The organism is Streptomyces sp. NPDC029836, assembly GCF_055574495.1.
On sequence record NZ_JBVHZI010000004.1, the window covers coordinates 536,526 to 554,409 of the forward strand.

At 71.4% G+C, this 17,884-nt stretch carries 15 protein-coding genes; 7 read left to right on the plus strand and 8 right to left on the minus strand.

The window, feature by feature from the left end:
* Positions 1 to 129: 129 nt before the first annotated feature.
* The 3 genes from ACZ4XJ_RS16225 to ACZ4XJ_RS16235 are packed head-to-tail and all read left to right on the plus strand — an operon-like array spanning position 130 to position 2,179.
* Positions 130 to 1,041 (plus strand): NUDIX hydrolase, encoded by a 912-nt coding sequence (locus ACZ4XJ_RS16225; RefSeq protein ID WP_468496532.1) that lies wholly within the window; start codon positions 130 to 132, stop codon positions 1,039 to 1,041.
* Positions 1,038 to 1,883 carry an MBL fold metallo-hydrolase gene (locus ACZ4XJ_RS16230; protein ID WP_362875377.1) on the plus strand — a complete coding sequence of 282 codons (846 nt, stop codon included), beginning with the start codon at positions 1,038 to 1,040 and terminating at the stop codon, positions 1,881 to 1,883. The genes ACZ4XJ_RS16225 and ACZ4XJ_RS16230 overlap by 4 nt, the downstream gene beginning before the upstream one ends.
* Positions 1,880 to 2,179: a hypothetical protein gene (locus ACZ4XJ_RS16235; RefSeq protein ID WP_468496533.1), complete on the plus strand. Its 300-nt coding sequence runs from the start codon at positions 1,880 to 1,882 to the stop codon at positions 2,177 to 2,179. Before ACZ4XJ_RS16230 ends, ACZ4XJ_RS16235 begins: the two co-directional genes overlap by 4 nt.
* 14 nt (positions 2,180 to 2,193) lie before the next feature.
* Here the strand turns inward: ACZ4XJ_RS16235 and ACZ4XJ_RS16240 are convergent, their stop codons facing one another.
* A complete protein-coding gene (locus ACZ4XJ_RS16240) occupies positions 2,194 to 2,994 on the minus strand; it encodes a nucleotidyltransferase domain-containing protein (RefSeq protein WP_362875379.1) in 801 nt (266 codons plus the stop codon).
* A gap of 145 nt (positions 2,995 to 3,139) precedes the next feature.
* Positions 3,140 to 3,814, minus strand: a complete 675-nt coding sequence (locus ACZ4XJ_RS16245; protein ID WP_003981529.1) for a Crp/Fnr family transcriptional regulator — start codon at positions 3,812 to 3,814, stop codon at positions 3,140 to 3,142.
* Between the two features lie 248 nt (positions 3,815 to 4,062).
* Here ACZ4XJ_RS16245 and nth point away from each other — a divergent pair, with 248 nt between their 5' ends.
* The 3 genes from nth (at position 4,063) to ACZ4XJ_RS16260 (ending at position 6,996) form a co-directional block, all read left to right on the plus strand.
* Positions 4,063 to 4,935 (plus strand): endonuclease III, encoded by an 873-nt coding sequence (gene nth / locus ACZ4XJ_RS16250; RefSeq protein ID WP_468496534.1) that lies wholly within the window; start codon positions 4,063 to 4,065, stop codon positions 4,933 to 4,935.
* A gap of 128 nt (positions 4,936 to 5,063) precedes the next feature.
* Entirely contained in the window at positions 5,064 to 5,780 is a 717-nt protein-coding gene (locus ACZ4XJ_RS16255) for an NUDIX hydrolase (protein ID WP_468496535.1), read from the plus strand.
* Positions 5,781 to 5,793: 13 nt separating this feature from the next.
* The gene (locus ACZ4XJ_RS16260) at positions 5,794 to 6,996 is read left to right on the plus strand and encodes a MarP family serine protease (RefSeq protein ID WP_383990886.1); all 1,203 of its coding nucleotides are present in this window, start codon (positions 5,794 to 5,796) and stop codon (positions 6,994 to 6,996) included.
* A gap of 433 nt (positions 6,997 to 7,429) precedes the next feature.
* On the opposite strand, the gene ACZ4XJ_RS16265 is transcribed toward ACZ4XJ_RS16260, so the two are convergent.
* From ACZ4XJ_RS16265 to ACZ4XJ_RS16285, 5 genes are all read right to left on the minus strand, one after another.
* Positions 7,430 to 8,401 (minus strand): alpha/beta fold hydrolase, encoded by a 972-nt coding sequence (locus ACZ4XJ_RS16265; RefSeq protein WP_362875389.1) that lies wholly within the window; start codon positions 8,399 to 8,401, stop codon positions 7,430 to 7,432.
* Positions 8,398 to 8,859, minus strand: coding sequence for a phage holin family protein (locus tag ACZ4XJ_RS16270; RefSeq protein WP_362875390.1), 462 nt, complete (start codon positions 8,857 to 8,859; stop codon positions 8,398 to 8,400). The genes ACZ4XJ_RS16265 and ACZ4XJ_RS16270 overlap by 4 nt, the downstream gene beginning before the upstream one ends.
* 55 nt (positions 8,860 to 8,914) lie before the next feature.
* Positions 8,915 to 10,336: a Na+/H+ antiporter NhaA gene (nhaA, locus tag ACZ4XJ_RS16275; protein ID WP_362875391.1), complete on the minus strand. Its 1,422-nt coding sequence runs from the start codon at positions 10,334 to 10,336 to the stop codon at positions 8,915 to 8,917.
* Positions 10,337 to 10,580: 244 nt separating this feature from the next.
* Complete coding sequence (gene acs, locus ACZ4XJ_RS16280) at positions 10,581 to 12,578, minus strand: acetate--CoA ligase (RefSeq protein WP_362875392.1); 1,998 nt, start codon at positions 12,576 to 12,578, stop codon at positions 10,581 to 10,583.
* A 178-nt stretch (positions 12,579 to 12,756) separates the two neighbouring features.
* Positions 12,757 to 15,258: a SulP family inorganic anion transporter gene (locus tag ACZ4XJ_RS16285; protein ID WP_468496536.1), complete on the minus strand. Its 2,502-nt coding sequence runs from the start codon at positions 15,256 to 15,258 to the stop codon at positions 12,757 to 12,759.
* A gap of 235 nt (positions 15,259 to 15,493) precedes the next feature.
* On the opposite strand from ACZ4XJ_RS16285, the gene ACZ4XJ_RS16290 reads away from it, so the two are divergent.
* Positions 15,494 to 16,798 carry a polysaccharide deacetylase family protein gene (locus ACZ4XJ_RS16290; protein WP_362875394.1) on the plus strand — a complete coding sequence of 435 codons (1,305 nt, stop codon included), beginning with the start codon at positions 15,494 to 15,496 and terminating at the stop codon, positions 16,796 to 16,798.
* On the opposite strand, the gene ACZ4XJ_RS16295 is transcribed toward ACZ4XJ_RS16290, so the two are convergent.
* Positions 16,755 to 17,786, minus strand: coding sequence for an ATP-binding protein (locus ACZ4XJ_RS16295; protein WP_362875395.1), 1,032 nt, complete (start codon positions 17,784 to 17,786; stop codon positions 16,755 to 16,757). The genes ACZ4XJ_RS16290 and ACZ4XJ_RS16295 overlap by 44 nt on opposite strands.
* Positions 17,787 to 17,884 lie beyond the last annotated feature (98 nt).

Consider the following 17,884-nt stretch of genomic DNA (forward strand, 5'->3'; position numbering starts at 1 on the left):
GCGCAGCGGCCCCTTCCGCTTCCCCGGGGGCCGCCACGCCGCCCGCGGGGACGTCGCCCGCTTCGCCGTCGGGGCAGGTCACCGCGGGTGCCCCTCGAACATCGGGCCGGATGGTCGTAGCATCCGGCCATGCCGAACGGTCAGCACGGTCAGTCGTCGTCCAGCCCCGCCGGGGGTCAGTGGTACCCCCCGGAGTGGCCCGACCGCATCCGCGCGCTCGCGGACGGATCGCTCACCCCGGTCGCGCCCAGACGCGCCGCCACGGTGATGCTGCTGCGCGACACCCCCGCCGGCCCCGCCGTGCACATGCTGCGCCGCCGCTCCTCAATGGCCTTCGCGGGCGGCGCCTACGCCTACCCGGGCGGCGGGGTCGACCCCCGCGACGAGGACCACCGCATCGGCTGGGCCGGCCCGGACCAGGACGCCTGGGCCGCACGCCTCGGCACCGATGCCGCCTCCGCGCAGGCCATCGTGTGCGGAGCCGTACGGGAGACCTTCGAGGAGGCCGGGGTGCTGCTCGCGGGGCCGACCGCGGACACCGTCGTCGGCGACACCACCGGGGACGACTGGGAGGCCGACCGGCAGGCCCTCGTGGGCCGCGAGCTGTCCTTCGCCGAGTTCCTCGACCGGCGCGGCCTGCTGCTGCGCTCCGACCTGCTCGGCGCGTGGGCCCGCTGGATCACCCCGGAGTTCGAGCCCCGCCGCTACGACACGTGGTTCTTCGTCGCGGCCCTCCCGGAGGGGCAGCGCACCCGCAACGCCTCCACCGAGGCCGACCGCACCGTCTGGATCGGCCCCGCCGTCGCGGCCGACGGTTACGACAAGGGCGAGCTGCTGATGATGCCGCCCACCATCGCGACGCTGCGTTCGCTGGAGCCGTACGGGAGCGCCGCGGCGGCGCTCGCGGGCGCCGCAGCGCAGGACCTGACCGCCGTCGTGGCCCGGGCCGCCCTGGTGGACGGCGAGCTGGTGCTCAGCTGGCCGGGCCACGACGAGTTCACCAAGCGCGTCCGTTCCGACCGGCCGGGGGCCCCCTCATGACCGACGCCGCAGCCCTGCCGGGCCAGCCCCGCGGAGTGGTCTCCTCCGGGCCCGCGACCGCCCGCGCGGTCAACGTCCTGGCCCCCAACGCCTCCGCCATGACCCTGGACGGCACCAACACCTGGCTGGTCGGCGAGCCGGACTCCGAGCTGGCCGTCGTCATCGACCCCGGCCCGCTCGACGAGGCCCACCTCAAGGCCGTCATCGCCGCCGCCGAGCAGGCCGGCAAGCGGATCGCGCTGACCCTGCTCACCCACGGCCACCCGGACCACGCCGAGGGCGCGGGCCGCTTCGCCGAACTCACCCGGACCAAGGTCCGCGCCCTCGACCCGGCCCTGCGGCTCGGCGACGAGGGACTCGCCGCGGGGAACGTGATCCGCACCGGCGGCCTGGAGCTGCGGGTCGTGGCCACCCCCGGGCACACCTCCGACTCGCTCTGCTTCCACCTGCCCGCCGACCGGGCCGTCCTGACCGGCGACACCATCCTGGGCCGCGGCACCACCGTCGTCGCCCACCCCGACGGGCGCCTCGGCGATTACCTGGACTCCCTGCGCCGACTGCGCTCCCTCACCGTCGACGACGGCGTGCACACGGTGCTGCCGGGCCACGGGCCGGTCCTGGAGGACGCCCAGGGCGCCGTCGAGTACTACCTCGCCCACCGCGCCCACCGGCTCGCCCAGGTCGAGACGGCCGTGGAGGACGGCTTCGTCACCCCCGAAGCGGTCGTCGCCCGGGTCTACGCGGACGTGGACCGGTCCCTGTGGCCGGCGGCGGAGTGGTCCGTACGGGCGCAGCTGGAGTACCTGCAAGATCACGGACTGATCCCGGGAGGACCGGAATGAGCACGTTCCTCGTGCTGCTCGCCGTACTGGCAGGCGTCGGGTGGGTCGCCTCGTCGGCGACGCTGCGCGCCAAGGCGCTGGAGCACAAGGTCGACCGGCTGGAGCGCCGGCTCGGCTCGGTCCTGGGCCACCTCGGCATCGAGGAGCCGGAGCCGGCCGGGCTGGACGAGGTGCGCGCCCTGGTGCGCGAGGGCCGCACGGTTTCGGCCATCAAGGCCTACCGCGGCATCACCGGCGCGAGCCTGGTCGAGGCGAAGAGGGCCGTGGAGGCCCTGGACGTCACTCGGCGGGCCTGACGGGCCCCCGCTCACTACCGGGGCGACTTCGTGCCCAGCCGGGCCGTGTACTCGTCCGCGAGCCACGGGCCCAGGTCCGCCAGCCAGCGGCGCGTCACCTCCGGGTCCGCGACGGGCTCCAGTGCCACCTCGGCGGCCTCCCGCAGCTGTGCGGCGCGCTCCGGGTAGTAGCGGCCGAACACCTCGGCGGACTCGCGCAGGTCGCTGCTCCAGCCGCCCCACCGGGGCATCACCAGGGTGAACGCGGTGCGCACCAGGTGCCGCGAGAAGAAACGGTTCATCCTGCGGTACTCGGCGGGAGTGGAGGCGGCCCCGGCCCGCTCGCGCCATCGGGGCAGCAGGGCGGCCAGGTCGCCGTTCAGCTCACGGGCCAGCAGGGCGTCCGGACGGTACCGGGGCAGGTGCTCGGCGAGGTCGTCCCCGAGCAGCGGCGTGCACAGGCAGGCGAGGAACCACCCCAGGTCGTGACGTTCCCGCTCGCTCAGCAGCCGGTCCTTGCCGAACAGCAGGATGCCGACGCCGTCGATCTCGGCGAACTCCTCGTCGAGCCCGCGCCCCAGCGCCTCGGTCGTGTCCCGGTCCTCGTCGGTCGGCTCCCGGTGCAGGGCGATCAACAGGTCGAGGTCGGAGCGCCCCGGGCGGGCGGTCCCGCGCGGCACGGACCCGTACAGGTAGGCGCTGTGCAGCCGTTGCCCGTACGCCTCGGCGATCCGGGCCCTGGCGGTCGCGACGAGGGCGGCGAACCCGGGCTGCACCCGGCCCAGGGAGCCCTCCCGCTCGAAGTACCCGTCAGCGTCCAGCCCTCTGTGTTCCATGGCGCCCACTCTGCCCTTCCTTCGGCCGGGGTCCCACGCGTTTTTTTGGAGCCGTCGGCTCTCGTACGTCCGGACGCGTGAAGGGGCCCCGCCCGACCGGGCAGGACCCCTTCACGACGACTGCCGCGGTGCGCGGCGCGGTGCGTCAGCGCGAGCGCTTCGCGAGGCGCTCCACGTCCAGCAGGATCACGGCGCGGGCCTCCAGGCGGAGCCAGCCGCGGCCCGCGAAGTCGGCCAGGGCCTTGTTCACGGTCTCGCGGGAGGCGCCGACGAGCTGCGCGAGCTCCTCCTGCGTCAGGTCGTGGACGACGTGGATGCCCTCCTCGGACTGCACGCCGAAGCGGCGCGACAGGTCCAGGAGCGCCCGGGCCACGCGGCCGGGAACGTCGGAGAAGACCAGGTCGGACATCTGGTCGTTGGTCTTGCGCAGGCGCCGGGCGACTGCGCGCAGCAGCGCGGTCGCGACCTCGGGCCGGGCGTTGAGCCAGGGCTGGAGGTCGCCGTGGCCGAGGCCGAGGAGCTTGACCTCGGTCAGCGCGGTGGCGGTGGCGGTGCGCGGGCCCGGGTCGAAGAGCGACAGCTCGCCGATCAGCTCGCCGGGGCCGAGGACGGCCAGCATGTTCTCGCGGCCGTCGGGGGAGGTGCGGTGCAGCTTCACCTTGCCCTCGGTCACCACGTACAGCCGGTCGCCGGGGTCGCCCTCGTGGAACAGGGCGTCACCGCGTGCGAGGGTCACCTCGCCCATGGAGGCGCGGAGCTCCGCGGCCTGCTCGTCATCGAGCGCCGCGAAGAGCGGGGCGCGCCGCAGAACGTCGTCCACGAGTCTCTCTCCTATGTCGACCAGCCAGGGGACCGCTCCCCATTTTGCCGGACGGCTCAAACAGTGCGATCAATCACAAGGATGCCGGACGGAGGGGCGTGCTGTGCGGCGCGGGACCAATCGGAGTGGTGTTACCTGAGGTCCGGGCGGGTGTCAGCGGCCGGCCTTAGGCTGGCCGGGTGTCCAATAAGCCGGTGAGAGCACAGGCCAAGGGGTCCGCAGGAGTGACGGCGACCCGAAATTCAGCCGTGGGCGAACAAGCCCCCGTGGCGGCGCCGAGGAAGGCCCCGCCCGCCCCCCAGGGCAAAGTTTCGGCCAAGAAACCGAGGTCGGTGGCTTCCGCGAAGCCGGAATCGCACCTGGCGATGGTCCGCCGGGCCCGCCGGATCAACCGGGAACTGTCCGAGGTGTACCCGTACGCCCATCCGGAGCTCGACTTCCGCAATCCCTTCGAGCTGCTGGTCGCCACCGTGCTGTCCGCGCAGACCACCGACCTCCGGGTGAACCAGACGACCCCGGCCCTCTTCGCCGCCTACCCCACGCCCGAGGACATGGCGGCGGCCGCTCCCGAGGACCTGGAGGAGATCATCCGACCGACCGGGTTCTTCCGGGCGAAGGCGAAGTCCCTGCTCGGCCTCTCCCAGGCCCTGCGGGACACCTTCGGCGGCGAGGTGCCGGGCCGCCTCGACGACCTCGTCACCCTCCCGGGAGTCGGCCGCAAGACGGCGAACGTGGTCCTCGGCAACGCCTTCGGAGTCCCCGGGATCACCGTCGACACCCACTTCGGGCGCCTGGTGCGCCGCTTCAAGTGGACCGAGCAGCAGGACCCGGAGAAGGTCGAGGCGGAGATCTGCGCGATCTTCCCCAAGAGCGAGTGGACGATGCTCTCGCACCGCGTCGTCTTTCACGGCCGCCGCATCTGCCACTCCCGCAGACCCGCCTGCGGCGCCTGCCCCATCGCCCCGCTCTGCCCGTCGTACGGAGAGGGCGAAACGGACCCGGAGAAGGCCGAGAAGCTGCTGAAGTACGAGAAGGGCGGCCAACCCGGCCAGCGCCTGACCCCGCCCCCGGACTACCCGGGCCTGCCGGCTCCGCCGCTGGGGGCCCGTACGGAGGCCTGAGCGCCGGTGCGCCGGGTACGGAGGTACGAGGAGCCGGTGGCCCCTCGTACCTCCGTACGGGGCGTCGCGGAACGAATCGGTACCCGGACCGCGTTCAGCGGTGTGGGAGAACACGGACAGGGGTGCCTATGACGCGCGGGACACGGGACGAGACCACGGTGGCCCCGGCCGCCCCCGAGGTCCCGCCCCTGACGACCACCGGCCTGCCCGCCTGGCTGGACCCCGTGGTGGCGGTGGCCCGGACCGTGCGACCGCACCAGCTCAGCCGCTTCCTGCCCCCCGAGGACGGCCGGGGCCGGCAGTCCGCCGTACTGATCCTCTTCGGCGAGGGCCCGCGCGGTCCGGAGCTGCTGCTCCAGGAACGCGCCGGCACCCTGCGCTCGCACGCGGGCCAGCCCTCCTTCCCGGGTGGCGCCCTCGACCCGGAGGACGGCGACCCCCACACCACCGGCCCGCTGCGTGCCGCGCTGCGGGAGGCCGTGGAGGAGACGGGGCTCGATCCGTCGGGGGTCCAGCTCTTCGGGGTGCTGCCCCGGCTCTACATCCCGGTCAGCGAGTTCGTGGTGAGCCCGGTGCTGGGCTGGTGGTGCGAGCCCTCCCCGGTCGGCGCGGTGGACCCGGCCGAGACGGCCCGGGTCTTCACGGTGCCCGTGGCGGATCTCACGGACCCGGAGAACCGGGTCACGGTGGTCCACCCGGGCGGGTACCAGGGCCCCGCGTTCCTGGTGGAATCGGCCCTGGTCTGGGGCTTCACCGCCGGGGTGATCGACCGGATCCTGCACTTCGCGGGGTGGGAGCTGCCGTGGGACCGCTCACGTCACGTCCCGCTCGACTGGCGTGCATGAGACGGTGGCCCACGTGAACGTGCTGGACATCCTGTTGCTGGTCGCCGCCGTGTGGTTCGCGATCGTCGGCTACCGCCAGGGGTTCGTCGTCGGCATCCTGTCGGTGATCGGCTTCCTCGGCGGTGGTCTCGTCGCCGTGTCCCTGCTGCCCCTGATCTGGGACCGGGTGACGGACAACGGCACCCAGGTCACCACGACCGTCGTCGTCATCGCCGTCGTCGTGATCATCATCTGTGCCTCGATCGGTCAGGCCCTGACCACCCATCTGGGCAACAAGCTCAGACGCCACATCACCTGGTCACCGGCGCGCGCCGTCGACGCGACCGGCGGGGCGCTGGTCAACGTCGTCGCGATGCTGCTGGTGGCCTGGTTGATCGGGCTGCTGCTCGCGGGGACCTCGCTGCCCACGCTGGGCAAGGAGGTCCGCAACTCCAAGATCCTCCTCGGCGTGTCGGAGGTGCTGCCGGCCCAGGCGAACACCTGGTTCTCCGACTTCAGCACCACCCTCGCCCGCAACGGCTTCCCGCAGGTCTTCAGCCCGTTCTCCAACGAGCCGATCACCGAGGTCAAGGCGCCCGACCCGGACCTGGCCAGCAGCGGCGTGGCCGAACAGGCGAAGCTCTCGATCGTGAAGGTCGTCGGAACCGCGCCCAGTTGCAGCAAGGTCCTGGAGGGCACCGGCTTCGTCTTCGCCCCCGGCAAGGTCATGACCAACGCGCACGTCGTCGGCGGCGTCGGCGAGCCGACCGTCCAGGTCGGCGGCGAGGGCAAGCTCTACGACGGCAAGGTCGTGCTCTACGACTGGGAGCGTGACATCGCCGTCCTGGACGTGCCCAAGCTGAAGGCCCCGGTCCTGGAGTTCGCCGAGAAGGACGCGGCGAGCGGCAGCGACGCCATCGTCGCCGGCTTCCCGGAGAACGGCGCCTACGACGTCCGCGCGGCCCGCGTCCGAGGCCGGATCAACGCCAACGGGCCGGACATCTACCACCGGGGCACCGTCCAGCGCGACGTCTACTCGCTCTACGCGACCGTGCGCCAGGGCAACTCCGGCGGCCCGCTGCTCACACCCGACGGCAAGGTCTACGGGGTCGTCTTCGCGAAGTCGCTCGACGACCCGAACACCGGGTACGCCCTGACGGCGGACGAGATCCGCGAGGACATCCGCATCGGCCGGACCGCCGACCGACGGGCCGACAGCCAGGGCTGCGCCCTGTGACGGTCGTCGACTGACGTGTGAGGGGGCACCGCGTTCCGCGCGGTGCCCCTGCTGGTTTCGCGGTCTCCCTGCGCGTCTCTACATGCGCGGGTGGCGCAACCTGGCCGAGACCCAGCGGGCCCGACGGCGCAGGATGCGCGGGATACCGAGCCGGGGGTCGTGAAGGTCCCGGCCGGTCCTGTCGTGATCGCCCGGCGCTGTGGCCGAGCGGCGTTCGCGTGCGGTGTCACCGTAGTCGTGCGTCCAGCCCATACAACGAGCTGTGCCCGGGGCCCAAGGTCGGTAATCCCGTGCGGGGCGGCCAATTGGCCTATGCGCGGGGCAATTGAATGCTCGTAAGACAGGCATACGAATCATCCGCGCCGTCCCGTCGCCGCCGCCGGACGGTCCGTCAAGAACCGTCCGACCGGGCCCCGGTGTGCGGCGGGGCCGGTCAGCGGTCGGGCTCGGGGTCTCCCAGCCAGTTCACGAGCTCGGTCGAGAAGGCCGCCGGGTCCTCCTCGTGCGGGAAGTGCCCCAGCCCGTCGAACAGCCGCCAGCGGTAGGGAGCTTCGACGTACTCGCCGGATCCGGCGGCGCTGCGCGTACGCATCACGGGGTCGAGGGAGCCGTGCAGGTGCAGGGTCGGTACCCGCACGGGCCGCTTCATGCGCCGGTTGAACTGGAGTCCGTCCGGGCGGGCCATCGACCGCATCATCCACCGGTACGGCTCGATCGAGCAGTGGGCCGTGGAGGGGATGCACATCGCCCGCCGGTACACGGCGAGGGCCTCCTCGTCCGCGCCGTCCTCCTGGAAGCGCGGCCCGGACCAGTCGCGGATCAGCCGTCCGACCAAGGCCCCGTCGTCGGCGACGAGTTGCCGCTCCGGGACGAACGGCCGCTGGAAGCCCCAGATGTGCGAACTCGCCCGGGTCTGACCGAAGTCGGCCAGCATCGCCGAGCGCCAGCGGCGCGGGTGCGGCATCGAGGAGACGACCAGCCGGCGCACCAGCTTGGGCCGCATCACGGCCGCCGTCCACGCGAGGTAGCCACCCAGGTCGTGTCCGACGAGTGCGGCGTCCGGCTCGCCGAGGGACCGTACGACGCCGGTGATGTCGAGCGCGAGGTTCGCCGGGTCGTAGCCGCGCGGGGTGCGGTCGCTGCCGCCGACGCCGCGCAGGTCCATGGCGACCGCGCGGTACCCGGCGTCGGCGAGGGCGGTCAGCTGGTGCCGCCAGGTCCACCAGAACTGCGGGAACCCGTGCAGCAGGAGGACCAGCGGGCCTTCCCCGACCTCCGCGACGTGGAACCTCGCGCCGTTCGCCGCGACGTCCCGGTGCGTCACCGGCCGCCCGTCGGGCAGGTCGAGCCGGACCGCCGTGGCGGCGGTGGGCGGGGTACCGGCGTCGGGCGAGGGGGCTGTCATGAGGTCGAGCGTGCCACACCCACGACGTTGTCACTGACCGGGCGCGGGTGCGGCTTGACGGTGCCGACGAGGGCCGCGGTCTGCTTGACGGAGTCGATGGTCTTCACCGGGGGCTTGATCTTCTTGAGCATCCTCATGGCCACCAGCCCGACCAGTGCCGCGAGCAGCACGAACGCGCCGAAGACGATCAGGAAGGACCAGGCGAGACCCAGCCCGAGATTGTGGATGCCGTACGCCGCGGCGAAACTCCCCACCGGGAGGGAGAAGAGCAGCAGCACCCCCGCGACGATCGCCGCGCCGCCGCCGATGCCCGCGCGCTTGACGTCCTGCTTGATCTCCACCTTCGCGAGGGCGATCTCGTCATGCACCAGGGCCGACATCTCGGCGGTGGCCGAGGCGACCAGCTGGCCGAGCGTGCGCTCGGCTCCCGGGGTCCCCTGGTCCTCCACTGCGCTCATCTCTGATCTCCCTCTGTCGTCTGCTGCCGGCGGCTGTCCTGCGTCGTCAGACAGATCATGCCGGACGGTTGGCGCCGGCGCTGGACCCGCCCGGCGCTTCGGAGTCCGCGGGAGCGGCGGCGGCGGCCCTGCGGCGGTGCTCCGCGGCCTTCTCCTCGTAGATCCTCGCCATCCGCAGGTGGTAGTCCGGCTTGTCCTGTTCGTAGATGTCCGGGATGCCGTCGAGGTCCTCGTCGCGCTCCTCCGCCTCGGTCAGGGCCCGGTACTTGCGGTCGCGCATCTTCAACAGGACGCTCGCGATGATCGCCGCGATGAGGGAGCCGATGAGGACCGCGGCCTTGACCTCGTCCATCAGGACGGCGTCCTGGGGAAAGGCGAGTTCGCCGATCAGCAGGGACACGGTGAAGCCGATGCCGGCCAGCGAGGCCACCGCGAACACGTCGGGCCAGGCCAGGTCGTCGTTCAGCTCGGCCTTGGTGAAGCGGGCGGCGAGCCAGGTGCCGCCGAAGATGCCGACCGTCTTGCCGACGACCAGGCCGAGGACCACGCCGAGGGTCTCGGGGCGGGTGAAGACCTGCGCGATCGAGTCGTCGGAGAGCGAGACCCCGGCGGAGAACAGGGCGAAGAGGGGGACGGCCAGTCCGGCGGACAGCGGCCGGACCAGGTGCTCGATGTGCTCGCCGGGGGAGTGCTCCTCGCCGTCCCGGCGGGTGCAGCGGAGCATCAGGCCCATGGCGACGCCGGCGATGGTGGCGTGGACGCCGCTGTTGTACATCAGTGCCCAGATGACCAGGGCGAGCGGGACGTAGACGTACCAGCCGCGGACGCCGGTGCGGAGCAGGAACCAGAACAGGACCAGGCCGACGACGGCTCCGCCCAGTGCCAGGAAGTCGATCCGGCTCGTGAAGAACACCGCGATGATCAGGATGGCGAAGAGGTCGTCGACGACGGCGAGGGTCAGCAGGAAGGCACGCAGCGCGGACGGCAGGGAGGTGCCGATGACCGCGAGGACGGCGAGCGCGAAGGCGATGTCGGTGGCGGTGGGGACGGCCCAGCCGTCCATGGAACCGTTGCCGAACGTGTTGACGAGTACGTAGACCAGCGCGGGTACGGCCATGCCGCAGAGCGCGGCGATCACCGGGAGGGCCGCGGCCTTGGCGTCGCTGAGGTCGCCCGCGACGAGTTCGCGCTTGAGCTCGACGCCCGCGACGAAGAAGAAGATCGCGAGCAGGGCGTCGGCCGCCCAGTGTTGGAGCGAGAGGTCGAGGCCGAGGGAGGCGGGCCCGATGTGGAAGGAGCGGACGCTGTCGTAGCTGTCCGAGATACCGGGGATGTTCGCCCACATGAGGGCGGCGATCGCGGCCACGAGGAGCAGGACGCCGCCGACGGTTTCGGTGCGCAGCGCGTTCGCGACGAAGCGCGCCTCGGGGAGCGAGAGGCGACCGAGGAACTTGCGGGTGGGCGTGGGGGTGGCCACGGTGGGAAACCTCCGGGTGGTCGACGGCATGGCAAATGCTGTTGCCGACCAGACTTCCCGGCGCACCCTGAGACTTTCGGACGTCAAGAATTGACGCTTCTCTTACTTTACAGGGTGCGCGCGGTCGTATCAGGTGATCTTCACCTTAAACGGGAGGGGGGCGCCCGGCGCGTTGTGCGCCGGACGCCCCGGTGTTCCTCACCCGCTGTGCGTCGGTCTCCCGGGCGTTTCCCGCCCGCTGCCGTCAGTCCTCGTCGGAGGCGCTGGGCAGCTTGTTCTGGATCAGGTCCATGACGGAGGAGTCGGCCAAGGTGGTGACGTCGCCGACCGCGCGGTTCTCCGCCACGTCGCGCAGCAGACGGCGCATGATCTTGCCCGAACGGGTCTTCGGGAGCTCCTGCACCGGCAGGATCCGCTTCGGCTTCGCGATCGGGCCGAGCGTGGCACCGACGTGGTTGCGCAGCTCGCCGACCAGGGTGTCCGTCTCCGTCGCGCTGCCGCGCAGGATGACGAAGGCGACGATGGCCTGCCCGGTGGTCTCGTCGGCCGCACCGACCACGGCCGCCTCGGCGACGGCAGGGTGCGAGACGAGGGCGGATTCGACCTCGGTCGTCGAGATGTTGTGGCCGGACACCAGCATCACGTCGTCGACGCGGCCGAGCAGCCAGATGTCGCCGTCGTCGTCCTTCTTGGCGCCGTCCCCCGCGAAGTACTTGCCCTCGAAGCGGGACCAGTAGGTGTCGATGAAGCGCTGGTCGTCGCCCCAGATGGTGCGGAGCATCGACGGCCACGGCTCGGTGAGGACCAGGTAGCCGCCCCCGCCGTTGTCGACCTCGTGCGCCTCGTCGTCCACGACGGTGGCCGAGATGCCCGGCAGGGCGCGCTGGGCGGAGCCCGGCTTGGTCTCGGTGACGCCCGGCAGCGGGGAGATCATCATCGCGCCGGTCTCGGTCTGCCACCAGGTGTCCACGATCGGACAGCGGTCGCCGCCGATGTGCTTGCGGTACCAGATCCAGGCTTCGGGGTTGATCGGCTCGCCGACCGAGCCCAGCACGCGCAGGCTCGACAGGTCGAACTTCGCGGGGATGTCGTCGCCCCACTTCATGAACGTGCGGATCGCCGTGGGCGCGGTGTAGAGGATGGTGACGCCGTACTTCTGGACGACCTCCCAGAACCGGCCCTGGTGCGGGGTGTCCGGGGTGCCCTCGTACATCACCTGGGTGGCGCCGTTGGCGAGCGGCCCGTAGACGATGTAGGAGTGGCCGGTCACCCAGCCGATGTCGGCGGTGCACCAGTAGACGTCGGTGTCCGGCTTCAGGTCGAAGACGGCGTGGTGGGTGTACGCGGCCTGCGTCAGGTAGCCGCCCGAGGTGTGCAGGATGCCCTTCGGCTTTCCCGTGGTCCCCGAGGTGTACAGGATGAACAGCGGGTGCTCGGCGTCGAAGGCCTGCGGGGTGTGCTCGGTCGACTGGCGGCCGACCACGTCGTGCCACCACACGTCCCGGCCCTCGGTGAAGTCGGTGTCCTGGCCGGTGCGGCGCACCACGAGCACGTGCTCGACCTGCGGGCACTTGCCGACGGCCTCGTCGATGGCGGGCTTGAGCGCGCTGGGCTTGCCGCGGCGGTAGCCGCCGTCGGCGGTGATCACCAGCTTGGCGTCGGCGTCCTGGATGCGGGAGGCGACGGCGTCGGCGGAGAAGCCGCCGAAGACCACCGAGTGGGCGGCGCCGACGCGGGCGCACGCCAGCATCGCGACGACGGCCTCGGGGATCATCGGCAGGTAGACGGCGACCCGGTCGCCGGCCCGCACACCGAGCTCGGTGAGGGCGTTGGCGGCCTGCGAGACCTCGTCCTTGAGCTGGGCGTAGGTGATCGAGCGGCTGTCGCCGGGCTCGCCCTCGAAGTGGATCGCGACGCGCTCGCCGTTGCCGGCTTCGACGTGTCGGTCCACGCAGTTGTACGCGACGTTGAGCTTGCCGTCCGCGAACCACTTCGCGAAGGGCGGGTTGCTCCAGTCGAGCGTCTCGGTCGGCTCCGTGTCCCAGGTCAGCCGCCGGGCCTGCTCGGCCCAGAAGCCCAGCCGGTCCGCGTCGGCCTGCGCGTACGCCGCCTCGGTCACGTTGGCGGCGGCGGCCAGAGCGGCGGGCGGTGCGAACCGACGCTCCTCTTTGAGCAGATTGGCCAGGCTGTCATTGCTCACGACATCTCCCTTTCCCAGGGTGTCCGTTGTGTCCCCGGGCATAGCTCATCAGTTCAGACGCCCAGGTGACAAGGGGTAGCCGGAAATTGGTTTAGACCTATACCACGGCTGGGCCCGTGCTGAGGACGACGCACGAATGGCCCCTTCCCGCCGCAGGGCGCGGGAAAGGGCCATCCGCTTACACGGTTTCGGGAGCGTATCGGTTCAGGTGCGCCGCGTCTCAGACGCCCTGACCGACGCTGTCGAAAACCCGACAGTCGAAGAAGTCCTCACCGTCGGACAGCAGGTACGCCTGTGCCTCGCCCACGTGGAAGTACATGCCGTGCAGTTCCAGCGTGCCCTCGGCGAGCCGCCGGGCCACCGACTCGTGGGCCCGCAGGTGCTCCAGTTGCTGCACCACGTTGGTCAGGCACAACTGCTCCACGGCGTCGGCCGGGAGCCGTCCCGAGATCCGGGCCCAGGCGTGGTGCCGGCTGCCCATCCGCTCCAGGCTGGGCAGGCCGTGCCGCAGCCAGCGGCGCAGCGGGGTCATGGGGGCCTCGGGGTGGGAGTTCAGCAGGGCCTGCATGGCGCCGCAGCCCGAGTGCCCGCAGACGGTGATGCTGTCGACCTTGAGCACGTCCACCGCGTACTCGATGGCGGCGGCGACGGAGTCGTCGGTCGACTCGGCGCCGGGCAGCGGGACCAGGTTGCCCACGTTGCGGACGGTGAACAGGTCCCCGGGGCCGCTCGCGGTGATCATGCTGGTCACCAGACGGGAGTCCGCGCAGGTCAGGAAGAGCTGCGACGGCTGCTGGCCCTCGCGCGCCAGCCGAGCCAGTTCGTCGCGGACGTGGGGCGCGGTGTCCCGCTGGAAGGCGCTGATGCCGCTGGCCAGTTGGCCCGCGCCGCGCCGCCGGGCGGCGGCCGGCATCACGGTCGACCCGGGGAGCGTACGGGACTTCGCCGCGTCGGAGTCCGCCGGACGGTCGGCGTTCGCGCCGCCGGCGGTGGCCGCGCTGACGGCGCGGTGATCGCAGTGGTTCTGCCAGGGCGTCCAGGGGCGGCAGCACTGGTGCGTCCCGCGCGCGGCCGGTTGGGCGCGGTCCCGGCTGTCGGTCGTGCGGCCGGTCCGGCCCGTTCCCGAGGCCGGGTGGTCCCCGGAGATCGCGGCGCCGGCGCGGCCGGTGAGTTCGAGCGAACCGCCGTGTGCCCGGTGGGATTCCTGCCAGTCGTGCAGGGCCTCGTAGGCGGCGTGGTCCATGAAGGAGCCGTCGAACTCGATCACCGCGTGGCTCTTGTGCGGGATCTGGTTGAGCACCCGGCTCAGCCGGGGCACCGCGAGGAAGGTCAACTGCCCGCGCGCCTGTACGTGGTGGACGCCGTCCAGCTCCTCCAGGGTGATCCGGGTCCGGGCGAGCCGGTGCAGGGCCACCGCGACGGCCACGGCGATGCCGATCGCCACCCCTTCCAGGACCCCGCCCAGCACGACGGCCACGATGGTCGTCGCGTAGACAAGGACCTCGCGGTGCCGGGTGACCGTACGCAGGTGCGTGATGGACACCATCTGGATTCCGACGGCCATCACCAGCGCGGCCAGCGCGGCCAGCGGGATCAGATCGAGGACCGGGACGAGCAGGCCGGCCGCGACCAGCACCCACAGGCCGTGGAACATGGACGATCTGCGGCTGACGGCGCCGGCCTTGACGTTGGCCACGCTGCGGACCGCGACCCCCGTCACCGGCAGGCCGCCCAGCGCCCCGGACACGATGTTCGCGGCGCCCTGACCGCGCAGCTCGCGGTCGAGGTCGGCGCGGGGCGGACGGTTCTCCGTACCGCGCTCGGAGGCGATCAGCTTGTCGGTGGCCACGGAGGACAGCAGGGACTCCACACTGCCGACCAGCGTGATCGTCAGTACGGCGGCGATCAGGCCGAGCACGGGCCCCTCGGGCAGCTCCGGCAGGGCGTGGCTGCGCCACGAGGGGAGGTCGACGCGGGGCAGGGTGAGCCCCGCGAGGGCGGCGAACGCGGTGGCCGCGGCGACCGCGGCCAGGGCCGCCGGCACCTTCCGTAGGGCCGCGCCGAGCCGCCCGGGCAACCGGGGCCAGCCGAGCAGCACGCACACGGTCAGCGCGCTCACGCCGAGCGCCGCCGGATGGAGGTCGGCCAACTGGCCGGGCAGTCCCTGGACGTTGGCCACGGCGGAGCTCTGCGGGGTGCCGCCGAGCACGATGTGCAGCTGGGCCAGGGCGATGGTCACGCCGATGCCGGCGAGCATGCCGTGCACGATCGCGGGACTCACCATGAGCGCCGACCGGGCGGTCCGCAGGAAGGCCAGCCCGAGCTGGCAGCAGCCGGCCAGCACGGTGATGGCACAGGTGGTGCGCCATCCGTAGCGCTGGATCAACTCGGCGGTGACGACCGTAAGTCCGGCCGCGGGCCCGCTCACCTGGAGTGGGGCACCGCCGAAGCGGCCGGCCACGATGCCACCGACCGCGGCGGCCACCAGCCCCGCTTGCAGCGGTGCTCCGGTGGCGAGCGCGATACCGAGGGAGAGCGGCAGGGCGATCAGGAAGACGGCGATGGACGCCGACAGGTCCGCGGAGAGCTTCCCGTGCGGCCCGGGGGCGCCGTTGGCGCCTCTGGTGCCCCGGCGGCTCTTGGCGTCGGGTGGGGCTGTCGTCGGTGCGTGGATCGTGCTGGGGGTGGCCGGGCTGGGCACGGCCGGGATGGGGGTTGTCATGGGTTCCCGTCTCCTCTGAGGAGGGATGAAGCGGCGGGAGTCTCAACACTCGGTAAATGGATGGTAATGGAGAGTAAAGGGAAGGTGGGGGTAATTGGGGCAAATGGTCTATGAATTAGCCCCCAGGGGTGAATAAGCATTTTGTCCGGCTTGTCATACCGTCCTGAAATCGCCCCTCGTGGGACGTTGCGGCGCGGAAGTCCTGCGTTGGGAACTGCGAGGGAGAGGTGTGCGGATGATCGCCGCCACGAAGAAGATCGCCGGAGGCCTGGTCGCCACGGCCCTGGTGCTCGGCGCCGCCGGGTGCAGCACGTCCGAATCCGTGAAGCCCACCGGTGGCCCGAACGCCAAGAAGGCCGCCGTCCCGGAGGCCCCCGGCAGCGTCATGCGGCCGATCGGGGACGGCTCCACCGCCTACACCGGTCCCCAGCCGAACGTGGTGAAGCCGCAGAAGCTGAAGGCGGGCGAGAAGCCGCCGCAGTTCGTGGTCTTCTCGTGGGACGGGGCCGGCGAGGACAGCCAGAAGCTCTTCTCGCACTTCCGCGAGGTGGGGAAGAAGTACAACGCGCGGATGACCTACTTCCTCAGCGGGGTGTACCTGCTGCCTGAGGAGAAACGTTCCCTTTACACCGCCCCGCAGCACGACTCCGGCCGCTCCGACATCGGCTTCGGCGACTTGCAGGGCATCAAGGACACCGCCTCCCAGGTTCGGGCCGCCTGGCTCGAGGGCAACGAGATCGGCACTCACTTCAACGGCCACTTCTGCGGACCCGAGGGGGGCGTCGGCACCTGGTCCGTGGAGGAGTGGAAGAGCGAGATCAATCAGGCCAAGTCCTTCGTCAAGAACTGGAAGACGAACGCGGGACTCAAGGACATGGAAGCCCTGCCCTTCGACTACGACAAGGAGCTCATCGGAGCCCGCACCCCCTGCCTCGAAGGGCAGAAGAACTTCATGCTGGCCGCGAAGGACATGGGCTTCCGCTACGACTCCAGCGGCATCAGCAAGCAGATCTGGCCCAAGAAGACGGACGGTCTCTGGGACATCCCGCTCCAGTTGGTCCCGATGCCGGGCCGCGCCTTCGACACGCTGAGCATGGACTACAACTACATGGTCAACCAGTCGGGGACCACGTCCCAGGGCGACCCCTCGCAGCACCGGTACTGGGGTGACCAGATGCGCGACGGGCTGCGCCAGGCCTTCGACCGCGTCTACCAGGGCAACCGCGCTCCGCTGATCATCGGCAACCACTTCGAGTCGTGGAACGGCGGCACCTACATGCGTGCCGTCGAGGAGTCGATCAAGAGCATGTGCACCAAGCCCGAGGTCCGCTGCGTCCCGTTCCGCGAGCTCGCCGACTGGCTCGACGCCCAGGACCCCAAGGTCCTGGAGTGGATGCGCACCCTCGACGTCGGGGAGACGCCCAAGGAGGGCTGGAACAAGTTCCTGACCGCGGGGCCGCCGGCCGCGCCGGCCGCCCCGCCGGGTGCTGCCGGGGTCAAGCCGGCTGAGGAGCGGGCTGCGGAGTCGGGCGAGGGCTGACCAACACCCCGTCGCGGATTCCGACGGCCTCGTTCAGGACGAAGCCGGGGTCGACCTGGTCCGCCAGGTCGACCCCGGTCTTGGCGTTCCCCCAGCTCTCCGCGTTCCGCAGGTGGAAGTGCACCATCTGCTCGGTGTACTTGGCCCAGTCCCGGGCGGCGTAGGAGTCCTCGGCCGCGTTCTGGAGGGCCTGCAGGGCGAGCCGGTTGGTCGCCTCCAGCAGCTCGAAGGCGGCCGGCCGGCCCTTCTCCATCGCCCGCACCCAGTCGGAGTGCCCGAAGGTGACCAGCAGGTCCTCGCCCACCTCGTCCTGGAGGAACTCGATGTCCTCCGGCCCCTGCACCTTGTTGCCGACCACCTTGAGCGCGACCCCGAAGTCCCGCGCGTACTCCTTGTACTGGCGGTAGACGGAGACGCCCTTGCGGGTCGGCTCGGCGACGAGGAAGGTCACGTCGAAGCGGGTGAACATGCCCGAGGCGAAGGAGTCCGAGCCGGCCGTCATGTCGACGACGACGTACTCGTCGGGGCCGTCCACCAGGTGGTTGAGGCAGAGCTCGACCGCGCCGACCTTCGAGTGGTAGCAGGCCACCCCGAGATCGGCCTCGGTGAACGGTCCGGTCGCCATCAGCCTGACGGGATCGCCGTCGAGCAGCAGCGTGTGCGCGCAGGCCTCGTAGACCGGGTTGTCCTCGGTGATCCGCAGCAACCGCGAGCCGGTGCCGGGCGGGGTGGTCTTGATCATGCTGTCGGCGGACGCGATGCGCGGGTTGGACCCGCGCAGGTACTCCTTGATGAGGGGCAGGTGCGCGCCCAGGGCGGGCAGCGCGGCGGCCTCGTCCTCGCCGAGCCCGAGGGCCGCGCCGAGGTGCTGGTTGATGTCGGCGTCCACCGCGACGACGGGGGCTTCATTGGCTGCGAGGTGGCGGATGAAGAGGGAGGACAGCGTGGTCTTCCCGCTGCCGCCCTTTCCCACGAAAGCGATCTTCATGTTCACCAAGGGTAGTGGGTCGATCGCGTTCAGTGGTCGAGGTGAGTGAAGAAGACCACTCCAAGGAGGGGTCGGTGCTGAGGGTGAGCAGTGCGTAG